18 protein-coding genes are annotated in these 24,157 nt (G+C 47.5%); 9 read left to right on the top strand and 9 right to left on the bottom strand.

What is annotated here, in order from left to right; translation table 11 throughout:
* Nucleotides 1-105: 105 nt before the first annotated feature.
* Nucleotides 106-1,284 (top strand): PQQ-dependent sugar dehydrogenase, encoded by a 1,179-nt coding sequence (locus J0A67_RS06990; protein WP_206568544.1) that lies wholly within the window; start codon nt 106-108, stop codon nt 1,282-1,284.
* Nucleotides 1,285-1,523: 239 nt separating this feature from the next.
* Here the strand turns inward: J0A67_RS06990 and J0A67_RS06985 are convergent, their stop codons facing one another.
* The 3 genes from J0A67_RS06985 to J0A67_RS06975 are packed head-to-tail and all read right to left on the bottom strand — an operon-like array spanning nt 1,524 to nt 8,333.
* A complete protein-coding gene (locus J0A67_RS06985) occupies nt 1,524-2,417 on the bottom strand; it encodes a transglutaminase family protein (RefSeq protein WP_206568543.1) in 894 nt (297 codons plus the stop codon).
* Entirely contained in the window at nt 2,414-4,954 is a 2,541-nt protein-coding gene (locus J0A67_RS06980; protein WP_206568542.1) for a circularly permuted type 2 ATP-grasp protein, read from the bottom strand. The genes J0A67_RS06985 and J0A67_RS06980 overlap by 4 nt, the downstream gene beginning before the upstream one ends.
* Nucleotides 4,955-4,994: 40 nt before the next feature.
* Nucleotides 4,995-8,333, bottom strand: a complete 3,339-nt coding sequence (locus J0A67_RS06975; protein ID WP_206568541.1) for a transglutaminase family protein — start codon at nt 8,331-8,333, stop codon at nt 4,995-4,997.
* Between the two features lie 396 nt (nt 8,334-8,729).
* Here J0A67_RS06975 and J0A67_RS06970 point away from each other — a divergent pair, with 396 nt between their 5' ends.
* The 3 genes from J0A67_RS06970 to J0A67_RS06960 are packed head-to-tail and all read left to right on the top strand — an operon-like array spanning nt 8,730 to nt 11,207.
* On the top strand, nt 8,730-9,023 hold the full coding sequence (locus tag J0A67_RS06970) for a phosphoribosylpyrophosphate synthetase (RefSeq protein WP_206568540.1): 294 nt from the start codon (nt 8,730-8,732) through the stop codon (nt 9,021-9,023).
* A gap of 15 nt (nt 9,024-9,038) precedes the next feature.
* The gene (locus tag J0A67_RS06965) at nt 9,039-9,629 is read left to right on the top strand and encodes a GNAT family N-acetyltransferase (protein WP_206568539.1); all 591 of its coding nucleotides are present in this window, start codon (nt 9,039-9,041) and stop codon (nt 9,627-9,629) included.
* A gap of 21 nt (nt 9,630-9,650) precedes the next feature.
* The gene (locus J0A67_RS06960; RefSeq protein ID WP_206568538.1) at nt 9,651-11,207 is read left to right on the top strand and encodes a glycoside hydrolase family 99-like domain-containing protein; all 1,557 of its coding nucleotides are present in this window, start codon (nt 9,651-9,653) and stop codon (nt 11,205-11,207) included.
* Nucleotides 11,208-11,234: 27 nt separating this feature from the next.
* Here the strand turns inward: J0A67_RS06960 and J0A67_RS06955 are convergent, their stop codons facing one another.
* Complete coding sequence (locus tag J0A67_RS06955; protein ID WP_206568537.1) at nt 11,235-12,656, bottom strand: cellulase family glycosylhydrolase; 1,422 nt, start codon at nt 12,654-12,656, stop codon at nt 11,235-11,237.
* Nucleotides 12,657-12,963: 307 nt separating this feature from the next.
* Between J0A67_RS06955 and J0A67_RS06950 the strand changes: the two genes are divergently transcribed.
* The 5 genes from J0A67_RS06950 (at nt 12,964) to J0A67_RS06930 (ending at nt 19,368) form a co-directional block, all read left to right on the top strand.
* Complete coding sequence (locus tag J0A67_RS06950; RefSeq protein WP_206568536.1) at nt 12,964-13,326, top strand: diacylglycerol kinase family protein; 363 nt, start codon at nt 12,964-12,966, stop codon at nt 13,324-13,326.
* Nucleotides 13,327-13,534: 208 nt separating this feature from the next.
* Complete coding sequence (locus tag J0A67_RS06945) at nt 13,535-16,195, top strand: DUF7133 domain-containing protein (protein WP_206568535.1); 2,661 nt, start codon at nt 13,535-13,537, stop codon at nt 16,193-16,195.
* Nucleotides 16,196-16,467: 272 nt separating this feature from the next.
* A complete protein-coding gene (locus tag J0A67_RS06940) occupies nt 16,468-16,881 on the top strand; it encodes a c-type cytochrome (RefSeq protein ID WP_206568534.1) in 414 nt (137 codons plus the stop codon).
* Nucleotides 16,882-16,961: 80 nt separating this feature from the next.
* Nucleotides 16,962-17,753, top strand: a complete 792-nt coding sequence (locus tag J0A67_RS06935) for a peptidylprolyl isomerase (protein ID WP_206568533.1) — start codon at nt 16,962-16,964, stop codon at nt 17,751-17,753.
* A gap of 337 nt (nt 17,754-18,090) precedes the next feature.
* On the top strand, nt 18,091-19,368 hold the full coding sequence (locus tag J0A67_RS06930; protein ID WP_206568532.1) for a hemolysin family protein: 1,278 nt from the start codon (nt 18,091-18,093) through the stop codon (nt 19,366-19,368).
* 201 nt (nt 19,369-19,569) lie between these two features.
* Here J0A67_RS06930 and J0A67_RS06925 read toward each other — a convergent pair whose 3' ends face one another.
* From J0A67_RS06925 to J0A67_RS06905, 5 genes are all read right to left on the bottom strand, one after another.
* The gene (locus tag J0A67_RS06925; RefSeq protein ID WP_206568531.1) at nt 19,570-20,706 is read right to left on the bottom strand and encodes a chromate transporter; all 1,137 of its coding nucleotides are present in this window, start codon (nt 20,704-20,706) and stop codon (nt 19,570-19,572) included.
* Nucleotides 20,707-20,711: 5 nt separating this feature from the next.
* Complete coding sequence (locus J0A67_RS06920) at nt 20,712-21,164, bottom strand: chromate resistance protein ChrB domain-containing protein (protein ID WP_206568530.1); 453 nt, start codon at nt 21,162-21,164, stop codon at nt 20,712-20,714.
* A gap of 80 nt (nt 21,165-21,244) precedes the next feature.
* The gene (locus J0A67_RS06915; RefSeq protein WP_206568529.1) at nt 21,245-22,081 is read right to left on the bottom strand and encodes a chromate resistance protein ChrB domain-containing protein; all 837 of its coding nucleotides are present in this window, start codon (nt 22,079-22,081) and stop codon (nt 21,245-21,247) included.
* A gap of 380 nt (nt 22,082-22,461) precedes the next feature.
* Entirely contained in the window at nt 22,462-23,124 is a 663-nt protein-coding gene (locus J0A67_RS06910; protein WP_206568528.1) for a DUF6266 family protein, read from the bottom strand.
* 378 nt (nt 23,125-23,502) lie between these two features.
* On the bottom strand, nt 23,503-24,153 hold the full coding sequence (locus tag J0A67_RS06905; protein WP_206568527.1) for a hypothetical protein: 651 nt from the start codon (nt 24,151-24,153) through the stop codon (nt 23,503-23,505).
* Nucleotides 24,154-24,157: the final 4 nt, after the last annotated feature.

The raw sequence follows: 24,157 nt of genomic DNA, 5'->3' as shown, positions 1-24,157 counted from the left end.
CCAGCATCCAAAAAAGGTCGTTATAGCGTATATGCTCAGCATAAAACCTCTCAACATGAATCAACTGTCTGTGGGAACATTCTTTTTGGCCATCCTAATGTCGCTATGAAATTAACTCCATTCACTCCCTTGTTATTACTTTTCTTGGCTGCCACGGCAGGAGCCTGTGCCCAAAACGACCCCACGGACCCACCTTCTCCCGCTAGCTATCAGTTAACCGAAGCCTTCCCGCAGCTGAGTTTCAACAGGCCTGTCGACCTGCAAAACGCTGGTGACGGCTCCAATCGCGTATTTGTCATAGAGCAACGGGGCGTCATTTCCGTTTTCAAAAACGAGATGCAAACCGCGGAAAAAACCACCTTCCTTGACATAGAAAGCCAAGTGGATGACCAGGGTAACGAAGAGGGATTGCTCGGCTTGGCCTTTCACCCAAACTATCAATCAAACGGCTTTTTCTATCTGAACTACACGGCATCCAATCCCAACAGAACTGTAATTTCCAGATTTCGGGTATCCTCGGATGCCAACAAAGCTGACCTGAGCTCGGAGCAGGTTCTGCTGGAGATCCCCCAACCCTACTCCAATCACAACGGCGGTCAGCTGGCCTTTGGTCCAGACGGATATCTCTACATTGCCGTCGGAGATGGAGGCAGCGGTGGCGATCCCGAAGGGAACGGACAGAATTTGAAGACATTATTGGGCAGTATCTTGCGGATAGACGTGGACAAGGCAGAAGGGACAAAAAACTACGACATACCACCAGACAACCCCTTTGCGAACAATTCAGAAGGATATGCTGAAGAAATCTACGCCTTTGGCCTCCGAAATCCATGGAGATTTAGCTTTGACTCCGAAACGGGCAAGCTTTGGACTGGAGACGTGGGACAAAACAGCTACGAAGAAATTGACATTATCGTCAAGGGTGGCAACTATGGATGGAACATCGCCGAAGGAAACCATTGCTTCAGGTCAGCGAATTGTGATCTGGGATCTTTAGAACCAGCAGTATGGGAATATGAGAGATCCCAAGGAGTTTCAGTCACGGGTGGTTTTGTCTATCGAGGCACCCAACTAAGAGGCTTAATTGGCCGATACATCTATGCCGATTTTGCTTCAGGACGGGTGTGGAGCCTCGATGTTTCCGATCCACAATCTCCCGTAAACCTTGAAATTGCCGACGCAAACTTTAACGTCTCATCGTTTGGAATTGACGAAGCAGGAGAGCTTTTCCTTTGTGGTTTCGATGGGAAAATCCACAAGCTCGTATCAGAATATCCCCAATAGTTTAAATTTGACTTCAGCCGTCCTTTCTTCCCCGCATTTAGGTTCAGCAAATCTACCATAGGATTCCCCCAGAGTCTGCGTCATGCCCAATCCAACAGGTGTTCACACTCCTCGAGGCGGCGTTTACAGGATCCAATACGTTTTTGGATTAAAGACTCTTTCGATACTTCTCTGATTTTTATAGAAGACTGGCACGCATGCGCTAATGATTCTTTCAATAGACCTCTCAATGCCACTTACTAGCTGTCCACTTCCTCTTCATCTAGTGCCTGGACATCCACACTGACTTTCATTTCCTGTTCCTTACCAGCAAACACGATTCCTTTCAGTGGTGTCACGTCTGAAAAGTCCCTCCCGACCGCCACGCGGATATGCTTGTCACCCACCAATAGATTGTTGGTCGCATCAAATTCCACCCACTCCAAGCCCGGAATATAGAGGGCTATCCATGCATGGGAAGCATCCGAGCCTACGAGCTTGGGTTTTCCCGGAGGTGGAAAAGTCTCTATATAGCCACTGACATACCTGGCAGAAAGGCCCAAGGAGCGCAGACAGGCAAGAGAAAAATGGGCAAAATCCTGGCAGACTCCCTTTTTGTGCTCAAACACCTTCTCTAGGGGGGTGCTGATGTCCGTGAAGCCTGGCGTAAATGCAAAATCTTTGAAGATCCTGGTATTCAAGTCGAGCATGGCTTCCATGATGGGGCGGCCAGGCAAAAAGGATTTGAGCGCATACTCTCGGATGCCATCAATGAACTGCACATGATGGGATTCGAGGTAAAACTGCCGAATCTCGCTGGACGCGGCGGTGGAGTGAAGCCATTCGACCACCAATTCCCAATGCATGGTAGCTTTCGGATCAGCGCTTTCCCAGGCTGGAGCGACAAGCTCAAGCGTACTCTTCGATGTTACGGTCAGCATTTTATGCATTCGCTCCACGGAAAAGTAGCGATACCTGTTGCCAAAGAAATCGCTTCGGTCAGCTTCGAAGCTTGGCTTGGGGCTGATTTCACAAGTGTAGTCTTCCACTGCCTGAAAAGGGAGATCTTGGGGAATTTGAAACATAAGGTTGTGGCAGAGCATAGCCGGGACCTCATAGATGTACTTGGTGACATGGATGACGCGATATCTCATATTTCTGGGATTACGGCAGTTCGCATCATTCGATAACTGCTACCGGTATGACTGAAATACTTCTCATAGACCACATCGGAGGTTTCGTGCAACAAGTCGACGATCTCATCCAAAAATGCGGTCAAGGCTAGAAACTCCCGAGTTGCAGGTTCTGCTTCGGCTAGTCTGTCTATATCGCAAAGCCTGATCTTGGTGATGGCCTCCAACAGCTTTTTTCGCTCCGCTCCAAACAGCTCCCCATCTCCGTCGTTGGGGAGGGTCCTTAAATGCTGGTCAATTTCCAGCAACTGGTAGATCAGCGCTCTGGGATTGTCCTCGTGGAGCATCAACAGGGATAGCACACCATTCATTTCGAGGTTAGATCGGTAGCGGTAGCGGTAAGTCACCAAGCTCTCGTTGCAGCGCAGCGTGTCTTCCATCAGTTCTTTGTTGGATTCTTGGTCAAATGACTTGCTCAACATACCTCGAAGAATGGTACAGTTGTTTACGGCGGACTCAATGAAGCGTCCGATATTCAAAAGATGCCAGGTCGGTTCACGGGTCATGTTGTCGATATTCAGTCCATAAAAGGCCATCAACTTCACGATCATGCTATCCAAACTGTGATAAGCCTGCTGAATGGTAGTCACCGAAAGCCTCATCTTGTTAAGCTCCTCCGAAATGCTGTCCAATATCCTCCAGGTGTCTAGACTCAACCTGTCCCGCACCGCATAGGCATTGCCCAAAAAGCTTTGAATCGAATAGGCCAAGCTCCCCGACTTTTCCACGTCCCGCACCAAGGCAATAAGTTCCGGTTCCGGGTTTTTGAGGATGGATTTTTCGCTGAACCCAGGAAACGTGCCAGTCACTGCTGTCAGGGTTTGAAGCAGCGTGTTCAAAACGGGATTTTCCTGGATATGGATATCCTCGTCCGCCTCATTGTAAGAAAGCAAGGCCATTCGCATCAGTCGTACGGTATAGGCAGACCGCTCTAGATATCTCCCAAGCCAGAACAAGCGTTCGCCAGTCCTACTGGGAAGCACATTGCGAACCAAAGGTTGAATACTGATCGCCTTTACTGGCAAAGCTCCTGCTTCTTTGGGTTTTCCCAGTACCCAGGTGTCCTTGCTGATCCCTCCCGTTTGGTTGGAAACCAAGAAAGCCCCTTTCTCGGGAGAGCTTCTGGATAAACCGCCTGGCATGACTTTGTAGTCCTTGTTTTCGGAGTCCGCGACCACATAACTTCTGAAAACCGCATTTCTGGCCTCCAAGGAATTATTGATCCAAGCGGGTGTCGTAGAAAACTCCACCATCTCCTGCCCAACGAATAGGTAAGGATTTCGTCGGATCTCCCGCTTCAACAAATCGAGCTCAGCTTTTGAAAGGCTGCCCCCGAACACAGATTTATTGTTGGTGCCGCGGTAGATGTTACGAATAACGAGCGACTCTATATTTTCAAATACATAGCTGAGTTCCAAAGGCTGGCCGCACCACCAAGTGGCCACGGAAGGGATCTCCAGATCCTCTCCGAGCAGGTGTCGGCACAGTTTGGGTAGGAAAGCCATCAGGCCGGGATTTTCAAGCACCCGAGAGCCGAGTGGGTTGATGACTAGCACCTTCTTCTGCCTGACGGCTTCCATCAGGCCCACCACGCCTAGGTGGGAGTCGCTTCTGAATTCCAGAGGATCACAGAATACATCATCGACTCGGCGGATCAGCACATCTACTTTCTCAAGGCCTTTGATAGTCTTCAGCCAAACATAGCCATCGCTTACTGTAAGATCTTCCCCAAATGCCAAGGTAAATCCCATAAAAGAAGAGATGTAGGCATGCTCAAAGAAGGTCTCATTCGTGGGTCCGGGGGAAAGGAGGGCTATCCTGGGATTTTCCTTGTTGTTCGTGGTAAGGTTGCTGAGGGTGTTTTTGAATGTCTGATAATAGGAAGTGATCTTCCTGACGTGGTTTTCCCGAATCAGCTCGGGAAAAACACGCGTCATCGCTGCCCTGTTTTCAAAGGTATATCCGGCCCCCGAGGGTGCATCCGTACGGTCATGCAATACCCACATTTTGCCGTCTGGACCCCGCGCCAAATCGGAAGAGTATTGGATCAACTGCTGGTCACCATCCAGCTTGATATTATGGGCCTGTCTGAGAAAGCCTTTGTGATTGTAGACCAGTTCAAAGGGAATTAATCCTTCCTTAATCAGACTTTGATCGCCATATAAATCACTCAGAACCAAGTTCAAAAGATTTGTTCTTTGAACCAATCCTTTTTCAATTCCTTCCCATTCGTCGGAGCTGAAAACCATGGGTACGGGATCGAGTATCCAAGGACGGTTCATTCCGTTAGGATCCCCATACACGTTATAGGTTACTCCGTTTTCACGCAGCTGCCGTCCCACTTCCTCGTGAAACTGCCCCATCCGCTCGCGGCCGATTTGGTCGTAGTATTTTGCCAGGCGTTCCCAGTGGGGGTATATTTTGCCTTGGTCAGTCGCCATTTCATCAAGAAAGGGCGCATTATTGAACATCTTTTCAATAAGATAAGAGTCTATCATATCTCAAAATTGATAGCATGGATCGGGATATAATACAGAATCATCTTTTTTTATACCGGCGGAGATCCATTGTATGCGGAAATTCTGGGTTGATTATTATTTCGGAAGCTTCGTAGTGAGGCTGTACTGTGACTTTGGAAAGAAATCTATTGGATTGTCCCTCCCCGTCCGCAGCCACAATAACTGTTTTGGGGGGAGCAAGGCTGTGGCCAAAATCAAAAAAGCGGGCAACTCGTCTGGATTCGGCTTCAAAGCTGTTGATGGGAAATGTGTCGTAGCTTCTGCCGCCGGGATGCACCACATGGTACTGACAAGCGGCAATAGACTTCTTGGTCCAGGTGTCATACAGGTCGATGACCAAAGGGGTATCGACACCTATCGTTGGGTGCAGAGCGGATGGCGGCTGCCAGGCACGGTACCGTATTCCCGCGACAAATTCTCCTTGGACGCCGGTATTTTTCAATGGAATGCGATAACCATTACAAAGCAAATGATAGCGCGATTCCGTCAAACCGGTGATTTTCACCTGCAGACGTTCCAAGGAGGAATCCACGAAACGGGCAGTACCCGAGCTGGACATCTCCTCTCCCAATACATGCCACGGCTCAATAGCCATTTTCATATCAATATGGATATCATCAACTTGCAACTCTCCTACAAAAGGAAAACGGAAGCTGAAAAAGGGATCAAACCAAGCAATGTCAAAGGAATATCCCGCACCCTTTAGATCATTGACTACATCGAGCATGTCCTTTTGGCAATAATGGGGAAGCAGGAACTTGTCGTGAAGGGACGTACCCCAGCGGACTAGTTGATGGTCATAGGGCTCCTTCCAAAACCAACTCATTAAAGACCTGATAAGCAGCAGCTGCACCATACTCATCTGATAGTGTGGGGGCATGTCAAACCCTCTAAACTCCAAAATCCCAAGGCGTCCGCTGCTGGAGTCAGGTGAATACAGCTTGTCTATGCAAAACTCGGCTCTATGGGTGTTGCCGGTGATGTCGACTAGCAAATTCCTGAAAATCCTATCCACCAGCCAAAACGGAACTTCATTTTCCTTGCCGTTGGGCACTTGTTGGAAAGCCAGCTCCAACTCGTAAAGCAGGTCGTCCCGCCCTTCATCCACCCGTGGTGCTTGGCTGGTTGGTCCGATGAATTGGGTAGAAAAAAGATAGGAAAGCGAGGGATGGTGCTGCCAATAAGTAATAAAGCTTTTTAGCACATCGGGACGACGCAGCAGCGGGCTCTCCGCTGGGGTAGAGCCACCCAACGTGATATGGTTGCCCCCGCCAGTTCCCGTGTGCTTTCCGTCTACATTGAATTTCTCGCTGGTCAATCGGGATTCGCGCGCCTTTTCATATAAAGTGTCATAATTTGACACGATCTCCCTCCAACTTTTTGCTGGCTGCACATTGACTTCGATGACTCCGGGATCCGGTGTAATCATCAATTTCTCAATCCTGTTATCTGAAGGTGGATCGTAGCCTTCGATTAAGATGGGATATTTCAGCTTTTGGGCGCTTCGCTCCACGGCACTTACCAAATCCAGGTAGTGCTCGAAATACGAGACCGGAGGGAAGAAAACAAAAAGTTTTCCTTGTCTAACTTCTACCACCAAAGAAGTCTTGAATATGCGGTCAGAATTGATCGGCTTTCTTTCTGAAACATTCTTGAGAGATTCGGGCAAATCTCGAACCTCGGCAAATAGATCGTTTTCCGGCTGTATGGGCTCGTCTTCTGGTTTGACAGCTTCGATCGAATCCAGTGGCAATCTCAGTCCGGCAGGTGAATTACCCGGAACCAGAAAAAGATTGTTCCTCCTGAATTTCCAACGGCAACTTTGCCACACCCCGCTTTGGTATTCCCATTCCAGAGGAATGGAGTATCCGACCGCCTCATCCAAGCCTTCATTTAAGAGTTCGGCGAGTTTCTGTCTTTCAAGAGGAGATTTGAGATCATATTGAAATGGATCAATGTTCACAGGCACTTTTCCTTCCTGCCAAATGAAATAAAACGGATCCTCGAAAAGCGGTGTCACATTTTTAGGATCTACGCTCAACTGACTGACCAATTCGGACATAAATTCTTTCGCATGTGCGTTGGTAAACTTATAGTCTTTCGAAAGATCGGCCATCAGCGTATCGTCATGCCAAAGTGCCTTCCCATCCTTTCTCCAATAACACGCAAGCTTCCACCTAGGCAAAGGCTCTCCGGGATACCATTTTCCCTGACCGTATTGCATCAAGGCGCCATTACCAAACTCTCCCTTGAGTTTGTGAAAAAGCGTATTTGCCAGACTCCGCTTATGTTCTCCGTCCGCTGTGGAATTCCATTCTGGGGCATCCTGATTGTCTACGGAAACAAAAGTCGGTTCCCCACCCATGGTGAGGCGGACGTCATTGGCAACTAGATCCTCCTCCACTCTGTCTCCCACGGCCAAAATGGAAGTCCATTGCTCTTCGGAATAAGGTTTGGTCACACGTGGCTTTTCCTTGATCCGCGTCACTTGGTTTTCAAAGAAAAACTTGGTCTCCGCTGGCTCTGCCATCCCGGTGATCGGTGCCGCGTCCTGTGGACTGGGTGTGCATGCCAAGGGAATGTGCCCCTCTCCGGCAAACAGACCTGAGGTCGAATCCAGTCCAATCCATCCGGCACCAGGAACAAAAACCTCCGCCCAAGCATGCAAGTCGGTAAAGTCCTGCTCAGGCCCAGACGGCCCGTCAAGGGATTTTTCGTCTGACTTTAGCTGTATCAGATAGCCCGACGCAAATCTGCTTGCCAACCCAACGTGCCGTAACACTTGAACTAGCAGCCATGCAAAATCCCTACAAGAACCTGAACCTAATTCAAGTGTTTCCTCGCAAGACTGTACACCGGGCTCCATTCGTACATTGTATCGCAGTTCATTATGGATCAGCTGGTTGATTGCTACCAGGTAGTCTACGGTTCTGATCCCCTCTTTCGAAAGAGATTTGGCCTTGTCCACCATCGCCATCAACAACGGACTTGATTCATCTATTTCCAGATAGGGACCAAGTTGCTTTCGAACGCTCTCATCGTAGACGAAGGGAAATTCACTGGCATAGTCCTCCACAAAAAAATCAAATGGGTTGATCACCACCATATCGGCGATCACCTCGACGTCAATCTCAAAAAACTTCACCTTGTCCGGGAACACTATCCTGGCGAGATAGTTGCCAAACGGATCCTGCTGCCAGTTGATAAAGTGATTTTCCGGCTTTACGTTCAGGGAATAGCCTTTGATATGGGTGCGGGAATGAGGTGCGGGCCGTAGGCGAATCACCTGTGGACTGAGGCTGATGTGACGGTCGTACTCATATTTGGTATAATGCCTGACAGCAACTCGGATAGACATAGGCCTAATAGGTTTGGTGGTAAGAAAAATCTCAATTGTCAAAACCGGAAGGGCGGCGGCCCTTTCCGATTGGGCTATTCGGGCGTTTCTACTTGGAGTAAGTTAACCCAAAATAAAAAGTCCATGCAAATCGAAATGACTAAATAAATTTCAACTGGATAATCCTCCGAAAAACACTTCCAGTGTCATCTCATAAATAAACTCCCTAAGTATTGATTTTCTGAGAGTTATATGTTAGTATTTTCTACAATGGATAAAATCGAATCAGAGGCTGTTGTTCGCGCTAGGGATTCCGAAGGTCTAAACCGATACGAGCGAAGCCAACGATATTCGATGAAAGCCGTCAGAATTTAGGATTCTAAGAATTAACTTGAACTCAACAAATCAACTACGCCGATGCCCAACTACGAACCTACCCTAGTCGAAACGCTAGAGAAACTCAGAAAAGAAGGCTATACCGAGGATTTCAACATTCGTTTTGACAGCCTGATCTGTGACAAGGCCTGCCTGCTCCCCCAAGAGTTTGAAGTCGATCAGACGTTTAGATTTGAGGGAAATACCAATCCCTCGGATGAGGCAATCCTCTACGCGATCTCTTCCAAAACCGGAGACCTAAAAGGAGTCTTGGTTAATTCCTACGGAGTGTATGCGGATGACCTCACCGAAGAAATGATCGACAAACTAAAGTAAAGAGGTCTTCATTGCATGGAAATTCCGTCACCCATTGGCCCTAGCCTGAATCTCGTCCCGATTCAGGCTGACGATCAAGCCGTGCTCTTTTCTTTGATGGACAAGATCTATAGGGATGCGTACCGATATGTTTGGGGCGATCAGGGGGATTGGTATGTCAATTTGATCTACAATCCTGAAACGCTGCAAAAAGAACTCAACCGCGCGAGAAGCCACTATTTCTTTGTGGAGTCGGATGCGGTAAAAATCGGGATTCTAAAGTATGACTTCCCCTTTTCTCCCCGGGAAATTCAAATCCCAAATTCCATGAAGCTCCATCGTCTCTATTTGCATCCGGACTTTCACGGCAAAGGAATCGCCAAGAGGCTAGTCGAGCACTGTGAAAAAATAAGCCTGGAGAACGGACTGGAGTCAATCTGGCTAGAGGTAATGTCCTGCCAACCTCAGGCAAAGCGATTTTATGAAAAGATGGGTTTTAGCCACCTGCTGAGCTATCAATTGGACTTTGAAATGTTGCTGCCAGAATATCGGGGAATAGAAATCTGGAGAAAAGTGCTGGGGAAAAACCTCCAATCCGCCCAGAGTGCATTTTCAGCCGAGATCTGAATTTAAAAGAAAGGTATTTTTATGAGTAATCGGTTTGAGTTCTTTTTTGGGGTGATGGTGCTTGTCATGGCACTGGGAGCCTGTGAGCCGAAGCGCCCCGACGTTTTCAATTCCCAATCTGCAAGCTTTTCCATGATTTCGACCCTAGGTCAAAACCCAAATCAGGGAGAACTTGTGGGGGTTTATTTCATGCCCTCTTGGAATACCTCTTCTGACCCAGCCGTGGATAGGGATAGTTTTTGGTCCTGTTTACAGGATCCTGGGAATTGCTCCAATCTACTGAATCCTAGCATTTGGGGTCCGAAAGGACGGATCTACAACGCCAAATATCCCTACCAAGGTCCCTATCTGGATCGCAAACCCATTGCGGAGCTGAAGGGCTTCTACAGCCGGACAGACCCGGAAGTTGCCAGAAAACAACTGCAGTACATGAAGCGCTACGGCATTGACTTCTTTGCCTACGACTGGTTTTTTGGCCGGCATTATTTCCACCACCAAAACTTTGCCCCGCAAGCCAAAATCTACTATCCAAAAGGCTGGGCAACGGACCAAGCACGATCCGGAAGAGTGGCCGTCCCCGGGATGATCGAATGGGGTGACCAACTGGAGGTCCTTTTGGCGGAAAATGCAAGGCTTCCCAAGGGTGAGCAGATGAAATTTGCGATCAATTGGTGCGATGACAGCGACGAGCGATGGAAGCTTTGGCTCAAGATTGGTTCTCCAGAAGAGCTTGCCAGGCAGGCAAACTATGAGGGAGAAAAGCCTAGCAAAGAACTTTACCTGAAAGTCCACGAGAAGATCACCCAACTGTGGATAGACCTCTACTTCAGCCGGGATGACTATCTGAAAGGAAGCGACGGGCGACCTGTCGTCTATTTCTATTTCCCCCAAGATGCGGAGTCCAGGGCCGCTTACTATGGCCTTCGCCTAGTAGATTTATTGGAGCTTTCACAAAAAACCGCCCAAAAAGCAGGTCTTCCCGGAATCAAGTTCATTGCGGTCATGGCCGGACCCATGCTCGAGCACGAGCGTATGTACGGCCTGCCGACCGTTTGGAAACCCAAAAACCCGAAGCAGGCTTGGCAAGGCGGAGAATATCAGAAACGTCAGCTACTACAGGAATACGTACCTCGGCTGAAAGGAATGGGTTTCGAAGGGATGACCTCCTACGTATACCACAACTTCATGGACAAGGACAACCGCTCCTACGCCGATATGCGCGCGACCTATCGGGGCCATTGGAAGATGTGGAGCGAAAAATTCAAGAATGACCCCAACTTTGAATATCAGGTCCCGGTAGCTATGGGATGGGATATGAGACCCGCCGGAGGCACTTGGCCGCAGCCAAGCGGATTTCCCTCCGAACCCTACAAAGATCTGGTCCATAGTGACAAGACCTCATTCAAAGCCAAGCTGAAGGAAGCCCAACAAGTGTCCAGGAAATACCGGCAAAACAACGGCAACACCGTAATGATCTGCTGCTGGAATGAGTACCTGGAAGGGAACTATATCGAGCCTACAGTTGGCCATGGGTTCAGCTACTTGGAGGCGATTCAGGAGGTTTTTGGTGATCAGTGAGCAGCTAGAGGAAGACGTTAACAACGTTCAGTTTCCGGTAATGGCCTGTATTAACTCCGGATGGATTTGCTCTCCGCTAGCCCTGTCAAAAAGCGCGAAACCGTGATTCCCGGCATAGCCATTGTCCCAATAAAACGGGATAAGGCCTTTGGCTTTCATACTCGCGGAAACGTATTCCAGATAATATTTCCGATAGATTTCGTGGTCGGATTCTGCAGCTCTGGAGATGGCACCGTACTCCCCAACCAAAACCGGAATGCCTTTGTCCACAAACTCAGTTTTCATCTTTCCAAACTGGGCATCCGCATGGGCCTCATCGCCCCAGCTTGCTTTTCTTAGAGGATCGACTGCAATTTTTCCCCATTGGCTCACTCCTCCCTCCTCCTTCAATGCAAATTCATAGGGATCATAGTAATGCACCTCGACCATCAGCCGGTCATCAGTGGAGTCCTCAGGCAGTTCAAAAAAACTTATCCCGTGGTCAATATTCGTATTGAAGGTCTGAACAACAAGATTCCTGTAGGTATTTCGTCCCCCCGTGGATCTCACGATGTCGACAAAAGTCTGGTTGAAAGAGTTTTGCACAATGTAATACTCCGGCTTTGGTGTACCGTAGTCACCAGTCACCATCACTTCGTTGGTACCGGCAAACAGCAACCGGTCTTCGTAATCCCTAAAGTTCAGCGCAATCTGAAGCCACATTTTCTCCAGTCTTTCATTCACCGCGTCTTGTTGGGCATAGGTTGGCTGCATCCAGCCACCATCCCAATGGATATTGAGAACCGCATACATGCCGTTGTGGATCACATAGTCCACTACTTCCTGCACTCTTGCCATCCAAGAGGGATCGATGGTATAGTCGTCGGGATTGCTAAACTTGCTCCAAGCCACCGGAATCCTCACGGCTTGGAATCCCGCCGCTTTCACCTGATCGATCAGCGTCTTGGTGACCAGCGGGTTTCCCCAATTGGTCTCCCCTCCGATCGCTTCCAGAGAATTTCCCAAATTCCAGCCATTTCCCATTTCTTTAGCCAAACTCAAGCTGGAAATATTCCGCATCCCGGTCTGATCCGCGGGAATGTAATATTCCGGAAATCCTCTTGGCACAGCTGCCTGTGAAATATTTACTGTCCTCACTATTCCTTTACCAGTCACCCTTGCTTCCAAACTTCTCGCAGTCTCCAAGGTGTTTGGCTGGAGGACTAGCTCCACTTGGCCATTGCCACTTCCTTTTACCGGACTTACCTCAATCCAATCCGAATTCACTACAACGGTCCAAGGAATATTCGCTGAAATGTTCAAAATGTAATTCCCCCCGGCTGCATCAGCCACGACTTCAGTCTGCAATAGCTGCAAAACTGGAGGTTCGTTGGGATCACTCTCACCGCAGGAAATCAGGAAGGCAAAAAATAAAAAAGAAAGAATAAAAGTTCTCGGTAGGCTATTCATCGTCTTAGGGTTTATTTTCCCAAATGTACCCACCCATTCTTTGGCTGAGGTCCGTCAAATGTTAGCAAATGGGGGCTTATTTGTTTCCAGCCATACCTACTTGGGCTTAATGGTCCTGTGTATTTAACTCGTCAATAGCCAAGACATGCCCAGCATTGGCCGCCTTTTGAATAATCTCCTGAGTTTTTGCTTTGGGCTGATGGACTCAGATCAAGCCAATGAGATTTGTTATTGCTAAAAAACTTAGCGATAGGCGAAGCGGGACTAAACTTGCTTTCCGCTATTTTCGGGACAAATTCCATCGTCTATGTCAGGATTTTTCATCGATCGGGTCAAAAGCATCAAATACGCTGTCAAAGGTTTTTTCCTGCTACTTACCACGGAAAACTCCATCATCACCCAAACAACCATTGCCTTGGTTTTTACAGGAATGGGCTTATACTTTAAAATAGACCGAGTCGACTGGGCGCTCCAGTTTTTGGCAATTGGGCTGGTACTCTCGATCGAAAGCCTCAATACGGCCATCGAAAAGGTCTGCGATTTCGTGCATCCCGACTATCATCAAAAAATTGGCTTTATCAAAGACATCGCATCGGGAGCAGTGACCTTTGCTGTTCTAACGGCCTTGGCGATTGCGCTGCTCATCTACGCGCCATATTTTTTGGGCTGAATTTTACAAGTTTACCTTTACCCGATCGCCCCCTAAGAAAGCAAAACCGAACAATCGATTCGTCTGATTTGAGGCTGCCGTCCATAAAAAAAGCGGATTTGTATCATCGTTTTGCATCAAACAGGGAAGTTTACCCTGCCTAAAGCGATATATTCGCGGCGGTTTTCATTCGAGAACCATGCGAAAAAAAACTAATTCCGTTTTTTACATGTCTAAAATTCCAAATTCTATTTTGGGCTTGATAGCAGCGACCGCTTTGGTGGGCTGTAGCAAATACAAGCCATCCCAAACTTCCGATCTGGCAGAGCTAACTGCCTATTTCTCCTCGGAGGGCATTGTCTCCGACAGTATCGGAGCAGACAGCACCGAGTTGATCATCACCAATTTTGCAGGGCCGGACTTGGTTCCCAGTCCCTCCTGCCTCGCCGTCGCCCCTTCCGGAGAAGTTTTTGTCGGTGTAGACATGATCGGCTCTCTCGGCAAAACGCCTGGAAAGGGCAGTATCATGAAGCTGGTCGATAGTGACCACGACGGCAATCTGGACGCACATACCGAGTTTACCAAAGTGGACAACCCGCGGGGAATCATTGCCTTGGCTGACCAGGTATTTGTACTGCATACCACTTTTGGCACGGATAGCTTGGCCACAGGCATGGACCTGGTGGTCTTTGAGGACAAAAACAAAGACGGCGTCGCCGACGGCCCGGCCAAGCCTCTTATCACAGGCATCAGCACCGCCAACCAGCTAAGAAGCCGCGGCACTGACCACTCCACCAACGGCATCCGCATGGGCATCGATGGGTGGATCTACATCGCTGTTGGTGACTTTGGCTTTGTGGATGCAGAAGACAGGGAAGGCACCAAGCTCACCATGCTTGGAGGCGGAATCGTAAGGGTAAGACCTGACGGCACCGGCATGGAGGTCTATACCCACGGGACCAGAAACATCTATGACGTGGCGATTGACCCATTCATGAACGTTTACACCCGAGGCAACACCAATGACGGGGGTGGCTGGAACATCCGCTTTATCCATCACATCCAAACTGGGGAATACGGCTATCCTAGCCTCTTCAAGCATTTTACCGACGAAATCCTGCCGGCTCTAAAGGATCTCGGCGGGGGATCTGGTACAGGTGCCTATTTCATGGACGACGAGCGTTGGCCAGCTAAATACAATAGAGTTCCCATGATGGCGGACTGGGGCAAAAGCCAACTTTATATCCATCGGGTAAGTATGGACGGCCCCAGCTTTACCCAGCAGGATGAAAATTTCATCAAGCTTTCCCAGATTACCGACGTGGACGTGGACGGATCCGGTACGATGTACCTCGCTGCCTGGGATGGCGCGGGATTTCGGGGAAGTCCAGAAAAAGGCTACGTGGTACGCGCTGTACCAGTAGGCTGGAAATATGAGGCCTATCCCGACCTGAAGGCGGCCTCCGTCGCAGAGCTTGCGGACTTGCTCAAAGCCAAAAACTCCGTCACCAGACTGGATGCACAGCAGGAAATGTTGACAAGACCAAAAGATGAGGCGGCAGCGGCAACACTTTCCATCGCACAAGACACTTCGTTGCCACTAGAGGCGCGGGTAGCCGCGATCTTCACCTACGCTCAGGCAGCTTGTGCTTCAGGCGTAGAGGAATTAATCAAACTCAGTGAAGAAGACAAGCTGCGTGAATTTGCCCTCCGTGCGTTAGCCGATCAAAAGAAATGTATCACGGGTGTTCCTGTGGAATTGTTTATTGCCGCTGCTCAAGATGCAAATCCAAGAGTTCGGGCTGCCGCCATCGTAGGATTGGGTAGACTGGGAGACCCAAAAGCAACCGAGGTTTTGTTAGAAGTTGAAGTACCTGCATCTGCTCAAATCCCCGCAAAAGACACGGAGGGACCGCACGCTACCCCAAATTCAGAAATAGTACTCCCCCACTTGGCCGTGAAGGCATTGGTGGACCTCAATGCGGTGGATGCCACTATGGAGGCCATTGATTCAGACAATTATAAATTGGCACTTTGGGCATTACGCTACATGCATGATGCCAAAGCGGTGGACGGCTTGATCGCCGCCTATACTGAGACGGACAATGCTGAGAAAAAAGCCGAAATTCTAGCCACACTAGCCCGCCTTTACCAAAAAGAGGCTCCCTATGATGGCAGCTGGTGGTGGGGAACCCGCCCTGATACCCATGGGCCTTATTATAAAACTGCCGATTGGGAAGGCTCAGCTAAGGTCAAAAACTTCCTTATGGCTGAGCTAAACTCTGCTGATGAAGGCCAAAAACCTTTGTTTGCCTCGCTCAATGACAGATTAAGGTTGGGAATTGTCGAAATGGGGACAGAGACTGCGGCTCCTGAAGTGGAAGAAGCCTCAGTTGATTTGGAATCCATCAAAAACAAGAAGGGACAAGTCGGAGCGGCATCCATCGAAGATGTCATTCTTGCGGTAGGCGGACTCAAAGGCGACCCCGCCGTAGGCAAGACGCTATTCACCAGCCAAGGATGTATCGCCTGCCACGCGATCGAAGCCGGTCAGGTGATGAAGGGGCCATTTATGGGGCAGATCGGCTCGATCATGAATCGGGACCAAATCGTGGAGGCTATTCTGAAACCTAATGCCTCAATCTCCCAAGGCTTTGCTTCCGTGCAGATCACGACCAATGACGGCAAGTTCTTTATGGGTTTTGTTACGGCAGAATCTGCCGAGGAGCTTACCATACGGGATATCACCGGCACGGCAACCAAATTGGAAAAAAAGAACATCAAGGAAAGAAAAGAGCTCGAAAACTCCATGATGCCTGCCGGACTGGCCAACTCCCTTTCTTATGAGGAATTGGCATCGCTGGTGACCTTTCTGTCACAGCAGAAGTAATTATTACCGATCAATTGCTCCAAAGAGGCTGTCTCATAACCGATGTTTGTCACATTGAGCTAAGTCGAAATGCCGTTATGTTTACTGTAATTGGCCTTCGATATACGCTACTCCCGTAGCTGCAGTGCTCAGGCTGACACAATCAGGCCTTCGAGACAGCCTCTTCTTTATATCATCGAGACAGGCTAGTTTGACGTTTCAAAATCTTTGATCGCCGTGGTAACATTGACGACCATGGTATATTCCCGAAGCCCAAGCATCAATTCCAATTCATGAAAACCCTCGCTATCCTGGCGGTAATTTCATTTTCCTTTTTGTTCTATTCCTGCGGAGCAAAGGATACCCAATTAAAAATCACCAAAGAACAACCGAAGAAGGCGTTTTACATCGTCCCCGGGGAAGACGATCCCATCGACTCGGCCTTGGTCAAAAGAGGGGAAGTGCTCATCGCCTATTCTGACTGCTACCAATGCCATAAAGAAGAAAGCAAAGCCAAGGGCCCCTCCTTTTCCGACATCGCTCGTCGCTACCCCATACAGGAGGCTTACATAGACATGCTCGCCCGCAAAGTAATCAGCGGTGGTTCTGGCGTTTGGGGATACCCCGTCATGAGTGGTCACCCAAAGCTGCCTGCTGATGAAGCCAAAGCGATGGTCACCTATATTCTTTCATTGGAAGAAAAGTGACTGGCTGGCGTTGTTATAAAAAAGTGAAATGAGTAGAAATATCCGGCATATCTTATTTATTGGAATAAAAACGAAACCTAATGATTACTATACTCTATTCATTTCTGGCTGTTTTAATCAACACGTTCCATGCCCCGCCGGTACAGGTGGAGATGGTCACCAACTGCGGCACGATTGTCCTCGAACTTTCGGACAAAACTCCGCTTCATCGCGACAATTTCGTCAAGTTGGTCGAGGATGGAGTCTATGACAGTCTTCTTTTTCACCGCGTGATCAACGGATTTATGATTCAGGCGGGAGACACCGAAAGCAAATACGCGGATAGCTTGGCAAGCGTAGGAAGTGCAGACCTCCCCTATCAGATTCCAGCTGAGATCGTCCCGGATCTTTTCCACAAGAAAGGGGTGTTGGCAGCAGCGAGAACAAATAACCCGCAGCGCGCATCGAGCAGCACCCAGTTTTACATCGTGCAGGGAAAAATCCAAAATGACAGTCTCTTGGCCTACAACGAAGGCCGGATTAACAAGATGCTTGCCCGGCATTTTGGAGTAAATGATCCAGCTAACAAGCCTCTGATTGATTCTCTGGAAATGGCCAAAAACCAAAAAGATTCGGTTTTGATCAAAGAACTGGATCTGCGACTCAACTCCATCCTGGATAATTATTGGAACTTTGACAAATACTCGATCCCAGAAGATCAGCGGAAGGTCTATAAAACAATCGGGGGCACGCCACATTTGGACCAAAACTACACGATATTCGGAGAGGTAATTTCTGGCTTGGAGGTAGTCGATGCCATCGCCGCGGTAGAGACCGATGCAAGGGATCGGCCGCTTGCAAACGTGAGAATAATCAGCATGCGAATACTGTAAAAAAATGTCGGCGACTGCTGCAACAAAGCGACCTACAAATGAGTATCTTCCAACTAGTGTCAAACCACTCTAAACATCTACTACCATGTCAAAGCAACCCGAAACCAAAAAGAACGAAAAGAAAGCGCCAGCGAAAACTTTGAAGGAAAAGCGAGCCGCAAAGGCGGAAAAGAAAAACAGCAAAAAAGACTAATCGAGACGTAACCGTTTACTTCCGATTCAAACAAAAAGGACAGCTTTATACTGTCCTTTTTGTTTTCAGGCACTTGGACAGTGTCCCAATACTATGTTAAATCCTTAATTTAGGCCGTCTCATTCCAAACCTAGCCTGAACGAATTGGAGCTCCTCATCATTCTTTTGCTCGTGCTGCTCAATGGCGTTTTTGCCATGTCCGAGCTTTCATTGGTTTCTTCCCGGAAATTCAAACTGGAAAACGCCAAAAGACGGGGCAGTTCCAACGCAAAAATCGCCTTAGAACTCGCCGAAAACCCTACCAAATTTCTCTCAACAGTCCAAATCGGGATCACCCTCATCGGGATTATGCTAGGTGTTTATTCAGGTGAAAACCTGACCAATGAACTGGCAGCGGCAATTTCCGAAATTGACTTTTTGACACCCTATTCCGGACCGATTGCTACCGGGTTGATTGTCTTGTTGGTTACTTACCTTTCGATCGTTTTAGGGGAATTGTTCCCAAAGCGCTTGGGAATGACTTTTCCGGAACCTATTGCGATGGTGGTAGCTAAACCTATGCATCTTCTATCGATGATAGCTGCACCTTTTGTATGGCTATTATCCGTTTCCAATGATTTTTTACTGACGGTTTTTGGCATTAAAAACATCTCCGAATCCAAGATTTCGGAAGAGGAAATCAAAGCTATAATCAAGGAAAGTGCTGAGGGTGGTGAAATTATGAACATCGAACAGGATATTGTAGAAAGGGTTTTTGAACTGGGTGATAGGAGAATAAACACACTATTTACCCACCGCTCAGATTTGGTATATTTTAACTTGACAGACACTTGGGAAGAGATCCGAGTCAAAATAAACAACGAAAAGCACTCGGCTTACCCTGTTTGCATAGAAGATGACCTCGACGATATCGTTGGCATGGTAATGGTCAAAGACCTTTTTGCCCCAGGCCTGGAACAGGATTTTGATATCCGAAAAGTCTCCAGAAAACCCCTGTTTATCAACGAAAACTCCTTCGCCTACCAGGTGATGGAACTCTTCAAAAAGGAGAAAATGCACTACGGAATTGTCATCGACGAATACGGAAGCACGATGGGAATAGTATCTATGGATGATGTCATGGATGCATTGGTCGGTGATTCCAGCGAATTGGACCACGAGGAGTACCAGATTATCCAACGGGACGAAAACAGCTGGCTGGTGGATGGTCAGTATGCCATCATTGATTTTGTGAAATATTTTGATTTGAATATCCTGTTGAAAACCAAAGGATTCACGACCGTGGCCGGATTGATGATCCACAAATCAGCCAGCATCCCCGAAGTCGGCGACAAAGTTAAAGTAGAAAATCTTGAGCTCGAGGTTGTCGACAAAGATGGTCAGCGGATCGATAAGATCTTAGTAAGCCGGATCGAGTCTTAAAAGCGGATTTTCAAAACAAATTGCAGAGATACTTTAAGTGACTCAGCTTTATTTATTAATATTTTCAAATCTTCCTTGGCAAATTGAATCGCTCCGCCATACTGTCCCAATTGACGATCGGAAAAAGGTTGTCCACAAACTCTGCTCTTGGGTTTCAATATTACCGCCAAATGGATGTTTTCTTGAGAATGTCGTTGCCGTTCATAGCATCAGTTTTAATGTAATCCCGATCAAAGCCGCCACCGCGATGATAAGGGGCTCTTGGAGTTTTTTAAACTTGAACAATAACGCGATGGTAGTCAAAGCGAGGAGAACCGTCGGCAAATCGGTCAAAGTCCTTTTTCCCAACACCAAAACAGCACCTGCAATAGCACCAATGGCAGCGGCGGTTACCCCATCCACAAATGCCTTGATAGCCGGGTTTTTGCCGTATTTTTTGAAATATGGTGCCGGAATCACGGTGAAAAGGTAACAGGGAAGAAATGTGGCCATGGCCGCAACACAAGCTCCAGGGACACCCGCTACCAGATAACCGATAAATCCCACGGTAATGACTACCGGACCAGGCGTGATCATCGCTACCGCCACGGCATCCAAAAACTGCTGTTCATTCAGCCATTGAAATTCCTTCACTACCCCACCGTAGAGGAAGGGAACGATGGCTAGTCCGCTTCCAAACACAAAAGCCCCTGCTTTGGTAAAAAACCATGCGATCTCCCAAAGTTTGGATTCGGTCGCGATCGGTTGAAGCTGTACAAACATCACAGGAAACATTCCGTTTGCCCCTGAACTCAACCATCTTGGCGGAGCTTTGGCAAACCATACCGCCACACCCGCCAACAGGATCACCCACAAAATTTCTTCTTCGGTGATGAAAGTAGTAACTGCCAAAGCAATGAAAATAATCCACAACAGTTTGTCTTTGCCCAGACTTTTGGAGGTGAGTTTGTAACTGCTCATCGCAATAATACCAATCACCGCAGCGCCGACTCCGTAAAATACAGCCTGCATCCAGGGAAGACCGCCATAGGATACATAGGCATATCCGATCGCCAAAACCATAAAAAACGAAGGAAGCACAAAGGCGATTCCTACCAAAGTAGCACCAAGCAATCGGTAGTGAACGAATCCCAGATAAATAGAAAGCTGCGCGGCCAATGGTCCGGGGGCAAGTTGTGAAAGCGCAAGCCCTTCTTTGTAATCATCCTCACTGATCCATTTTTTATCAACAACCAGATCGCGGTGCATGTACCCGACTAAGGCTACCGGGCCACCAAACCCCCATGTTCCCAATTTTAAAAAGTAAATGATTAAATCTTTTAAGAAGTAAACAGGCATACGTTTCAGATTTTTGGTGACCAGGTGTGTTTTTCATTTTGGACATATTTTGCCCAACTGTAGAGTGCGTCGTAGATTTTCATGCCTAGCGCAAGCTGCTCATGATCGTCGCTAATGTTGTAGGAAAGTCCGGCAGATATTGCCCAAAGTCCTGCTGCTTGGGGTGCAAGGTCAAAGCGCTCCGTATCAGCCCCGCGAACGATCAAGGCAATCTGATCCAGTGCTGGATCGGAAAGCTTATGCCTTTTGACGATGTAGTCAAAGGTGCAATATTCGTCCACGTGTGAATATTCAGATCCCGGGATGTCGTAGGGGATGGCATCAAGCTCCTCTGCCTTAGAAAAGACTTGTTCCTTGGGAACATAGATAAACTCAGCCTTGGGGTCAACAAAGTTCCTGATCAGCCAGGGACAGGCGATCCGATCAATCTTGGGGCGGTTACGGGTTATCCATTTCATAGTCTGCACGGTTTGACCATACAAGGCTACAAAGAGAAATATTTCGGAAATAGAACAGAATTTACCGGTTTGTATCCTGTTTACTTTTTCAGCAAACTTTTCCGGTATTCGGAGGGATTTTTTCCAGTGTATTTTTTGAAAATCCGATTGAAGTGGCTTTGATCGGAGAAACCAGTCAGGTAGGCGATTTCTGAAAGGGAATGTTTTGGATCTTGCAGGAGGACGATCGCCTTTTCTATCCGGAGTTTGCGGATGTAGTCCCCAAAGGATAAATCGTCAAAATACTTGGAAAACTCCCGCGACAAATAGCTGGGATGGACATTCAGGCTTTCGGAAAGTTGCCTCAGGCTCAGGGAGAGATTGGTGTCTATCTGGTCCTGAATTATTTCCTTCAATTCTTTCGCCCACTCGGGGATTTTACCGGATTTGTGTTTGAGGAATTTTTTGTACACATCCCGCAACAGGTTTTCGATCGGGTTTTGGGTATGTTTTTCGTTTTGAAGATGTTTCGCCCAGCTGTACAAGGCATCATAGATCATCATTCCTTTCTCGAGGAGAAGATTGTCATCTTTTACATTGTGCGACAAGCCTGCGGAAATGGCCCAAAGTCCCGATGATTGACTAGCTAAATCATGGCGGTCTGTATCAGCCCCTCGCACAATAACGGCCATCACTTTTAATGCAGGATCGTCCAGCTTATGCTTTTTGATAATGTAGTCAAAGGTGCATTCATCCCCGTAATGCGTGTACTCCACCTCCGGCAGATCAAAGGGAACAGCATTGAGCTCCTTGGAGTTTGGGATAACCTGCTCAAACGGGACATAGAGGAATTCTGCTTCTTTATCTACAAAACGCCTGATCAACCAGGGGCAGGCGATCCGGTCAATCTTGGGGCGTTCACGCGTAATCCATTTCATACAGAATCAATCTTAAAGTAAAAAAACCAGAAACCTCGGTGTCCAGATACAAAGGGATCGTCCGGAGCATTTCCAAGCAGTTTGTATGAATCTAAACCTAAAGCTGATCTTACCCAATTCAATTTTTCAAAATTTCCGAGGTACCGGTGGTTTGGGAAAAAAGAAGCATTGATCCTGAGTCCTATCGACTTAACGCGGATAGCGGATGGGCGACATCAACCATATTTGTTGAAATCGGCTTGATGTGACTGGAGTCTAATCCTCAGTTCTCTAGCCCTTCCCATTTTCTTCCAGGGGCCTGGACAGAATTGAAATGGACGCTTTGAAAAAGTCGCACTTACGCAAGAATTGACAGAAATACTAAGAATGATTATGAGAGCTCAAACCACTCCCAAGTACACCGAATCAGAAAGTGTCCGCTTTTTGGAGATATAATTTTTTTGACTGAATGCCATATAAACGTGCCATGACGAGTTTAAATAATAACTTCGAAGTTTAAAAAGGTGCTCACCCTGTTCTCTGAAATTTCCCAAATCAACCCAATCCATGGTGGTATTTTCGGTATCATGAATGACGATAAACGCCTGATCTGAAGGTCTGGCACTGGATATCCAGGAATTATTTCGCCAGGTAAACAAAATCCCCTCTCCTACTTTTTCAGCTTTGGCACCTTCAGGAGGCATCAGCGAACCCCGGCTCACTTTTATCAATGCCGGGTCAATTCGGTAATCCCTTCCGTCGAATGCAAAACAGTTTTTACGGGTATAGGAAACACAGGCATGATAGGGCAAACTCGCGCCTACCGTATGTTCTTGGTAACCGAAGGCAATCGCACTTCGGAGGGTTTTGAGATATTTCTGAACCATCGAAAACATCCCCTGAGAGCGCTCGTTGAGGGGAGATTTTTTCATCCGCTTCTTTTGGGCGTTGGTTCGTTTGTTGGGCCTTCTTCTGGTATAGGTGACCCCATTGACCTGGTAAAAAATCATATCCCCCATGGTTCCCTGGATACCATTCAGGAGGGTATTTGCTACTCTAGCCATAGTTCCTTTAGGTTAAATCGGTAACCGAGTATAATGAAACTAATATTAAACTACAAGTATTCAGATGCTTATCATTGATTATTCACTATCCAAAAAGTAGTTAAAAGCATATACATAATCATTTTGACTAGCGTTAAACTTGGTTTTGAATTGGTTTTGGTTTGGTTATCACTTTAGAAATTGTTTCTAGATACACTACGCTGATGCCGGAATGATGTAAAGGATTCGTATCGTATTGCTGACTGGGTTACTGCTTAGCTGTTTGATTTGAAGCATGGAGACTTACAAAACCTTCTACCCAATGAAGTTGACCAATGCCGTCATTTGTTTTATCAAATTTTTAAGGGTCCGACTTCCAATTCGGTATATTGGTCCATCCTACGTTTGGGACCTGACATAGATCAAGTGACATGCCTCTAGGATCAATACAAAGATTTTTAAATCCAGGTGGGATTTCCAGCGTTGGGTCATATCCGCTTTACGGTCAGACAAAACCAAATCCCCAAGACCTTTGAAGCTTTCAAGGAGTTTGTGCATTGGGGTGTCATAGAATAGGATCTGTAAATTAAGGCAGGGATCTTTCGAATCCTGTGGATCATGAGAAAAGGGAAGAAAAGGAACGATTGTTTCAAAATCGTTTCCCTCGGCAAGGATTTCTTTAGGGATCATGTTTTCCTTGGACAGTTTTTCCACCTTGCAAGCAGGGTATCCCTCATTTCGAATTAAATAAGCCGCTTCGATCAACCGGGAAAATTGGATAATGAACAGGATGCTGTCCTCCTTACTTTTCCAAAAATTATCAGTGACATCATAGACAGCTTTTAATTCGATATCTCCAAGGGCCATTCTAGCCATAGGCAAAGGAAAGTGATCTTTGAAAAACTGCGAAAATACTTTTAATGGATTTTGGAGCTCATCCTTTGAGAGATGCTGTGGGATAAAAATCTTTTGCTCCGGAGATAAATTGATCTGGTTTTCGATAATGGTGCGACTACCATTTCCAATGGTGTAACTCGTGACTTGATACATAAGG

The sequence above is a fragment of the Algoriphagus aestuariicola genome (assembly GCF_017254835.1).
Classification (GTDB): Bacteria; Bacteroidota; Bacteroidia; order Cytophagales; family Cyclobacteriaceae; genus Algoriphagus; species Algoriphagus aestuariicola.
The sequence above is the reverse complement of the archived record's forward strand: the minus strand, read 5'-3'. Positions and strand labels throughout refer to the sequence as shown.

Excerpts from the sequence above, each read along its gene's own strand:
- J0A67_RS06990 (WP_206568544.1), top strand. The coding sequence starts at position 106 with ATGAAATTAACTCCATTCACTCCCTTGTTATTACTTTTCTTGGCTGCC.
- J0A67_RS06985 (WP_206568543.1), bottom strand. The coding sequence starts at position 2,417 with ATGAGATATCGCGTCATCCATGTCACCAAGTACATCTATGAGGTCCCG.
- J0A67_RS06980 (WP_206568542.1), bottom strand. The coding sequence starts at position 4,954 with ATGATAGACTCTTATCTTATTGAAAAGATGTTCAATAATGCGCCCTTT.
- J0A67_RS06975 (WP_206568541.1), bottom strand. The coding sequence starts at position 8,333 with ATGTCTATCCGAGTTGCTGTCAGGCATTATACCAAATATGAGTACGAC.
- J0A67_RS06970 (WP_206568540.1), top strand. The coding sequence starts at position 8,730 with ATGCCCAACTACGAACCTACCCTAGTCGAAACGCTAGAGAAACTCAGA.
- J0A67_RS06965 (WP_206568539.1), top strand. The coding sequence starts at position 9,039 with ATGGAAATTCCGTCACCCATTGGCCCTAGCCTGAATCTCGTCCCGATT.
- J0A67_RS06960 (WP_206568538.1), top strand. The coding sequence starts at position 9,651 with ATGAGTAATCGGTTTGAGTTCTTTTTTGGGGTGATGGTGCTTGTCATG.
- J0A67_RS06955 (WP_206568537.1), bottom strand. The coding sequence starts at position 12,656 with ATGAATAGCCTACCGAGAACTTTTATTCTTTCTTTTTTATTTTTTGCC.
- J0A67_RS06950 (WP_206568536.1), top strand. The coding sequence starts at position 12,964 with ATGTCAGGATTTTTCATCGATCGGGTCAAAAGCATCAAATACGCTGTC.
- J0A67_RS06945 (WP_206568535.1), top strand. The coding sequence starts at position 13,535 with ATGTCTAAAATTCCAAATTCTATTTTGGGCTTGATAGCAGCGACCGCT.
- J0A67_RS06940 (WP_206568534.1), top strand. The coding sequence starts at position 16,468 with ATGAAAACCCTCGCTATCCTGGCGGTAATTTCATTTTCCTTTTTGTTC.
- J0A67_RS06935 (WP_206568533.1), top strand. The coding sequence starts at position 16,962 with ATGATTACTATACTCTATTCATTTCTGGCTGTTTTAATCAACACGTTC.
- J0A67_RS06925 (WP_206568531.1), bottom strand. The coding sequence starts at position 20,706 with ATGCCTGTTTACTTCTTAAAAGATTTAATCATTTACTTTTTAAAATTG.
- J0A67_RS06920 (WP_206568530.1), bottom strand. The coding sequence starts at position 21,164 with ATGAAATGGATAACCCGTAACCGCCCCAAGATTGATCGGATCGCCTGT.
- J0A67_RS06915 (WP_206568529.1), bottom strand. The coding sequence starts at position 22,081 with ATGAAATGGATTACGCGTGAACGCCCCAAGATTGACCGGATCGCCTGC.
- J0A67_RS06910 (WP_206568528.1), bottom strand. The coding sequence starts at position 23,124 with ATGGCTAGAGTAGCAAATACCCTCCTGAATGGTATCCAGGGAACCATG.
- J0A67_RS06905 (WP_206568527.1), bottom strand. The coding sequence starts at position 24,153 with ATGTATCAAGTCACGAGTTACACCATTGGAAATGGTAGTCGCACCATT.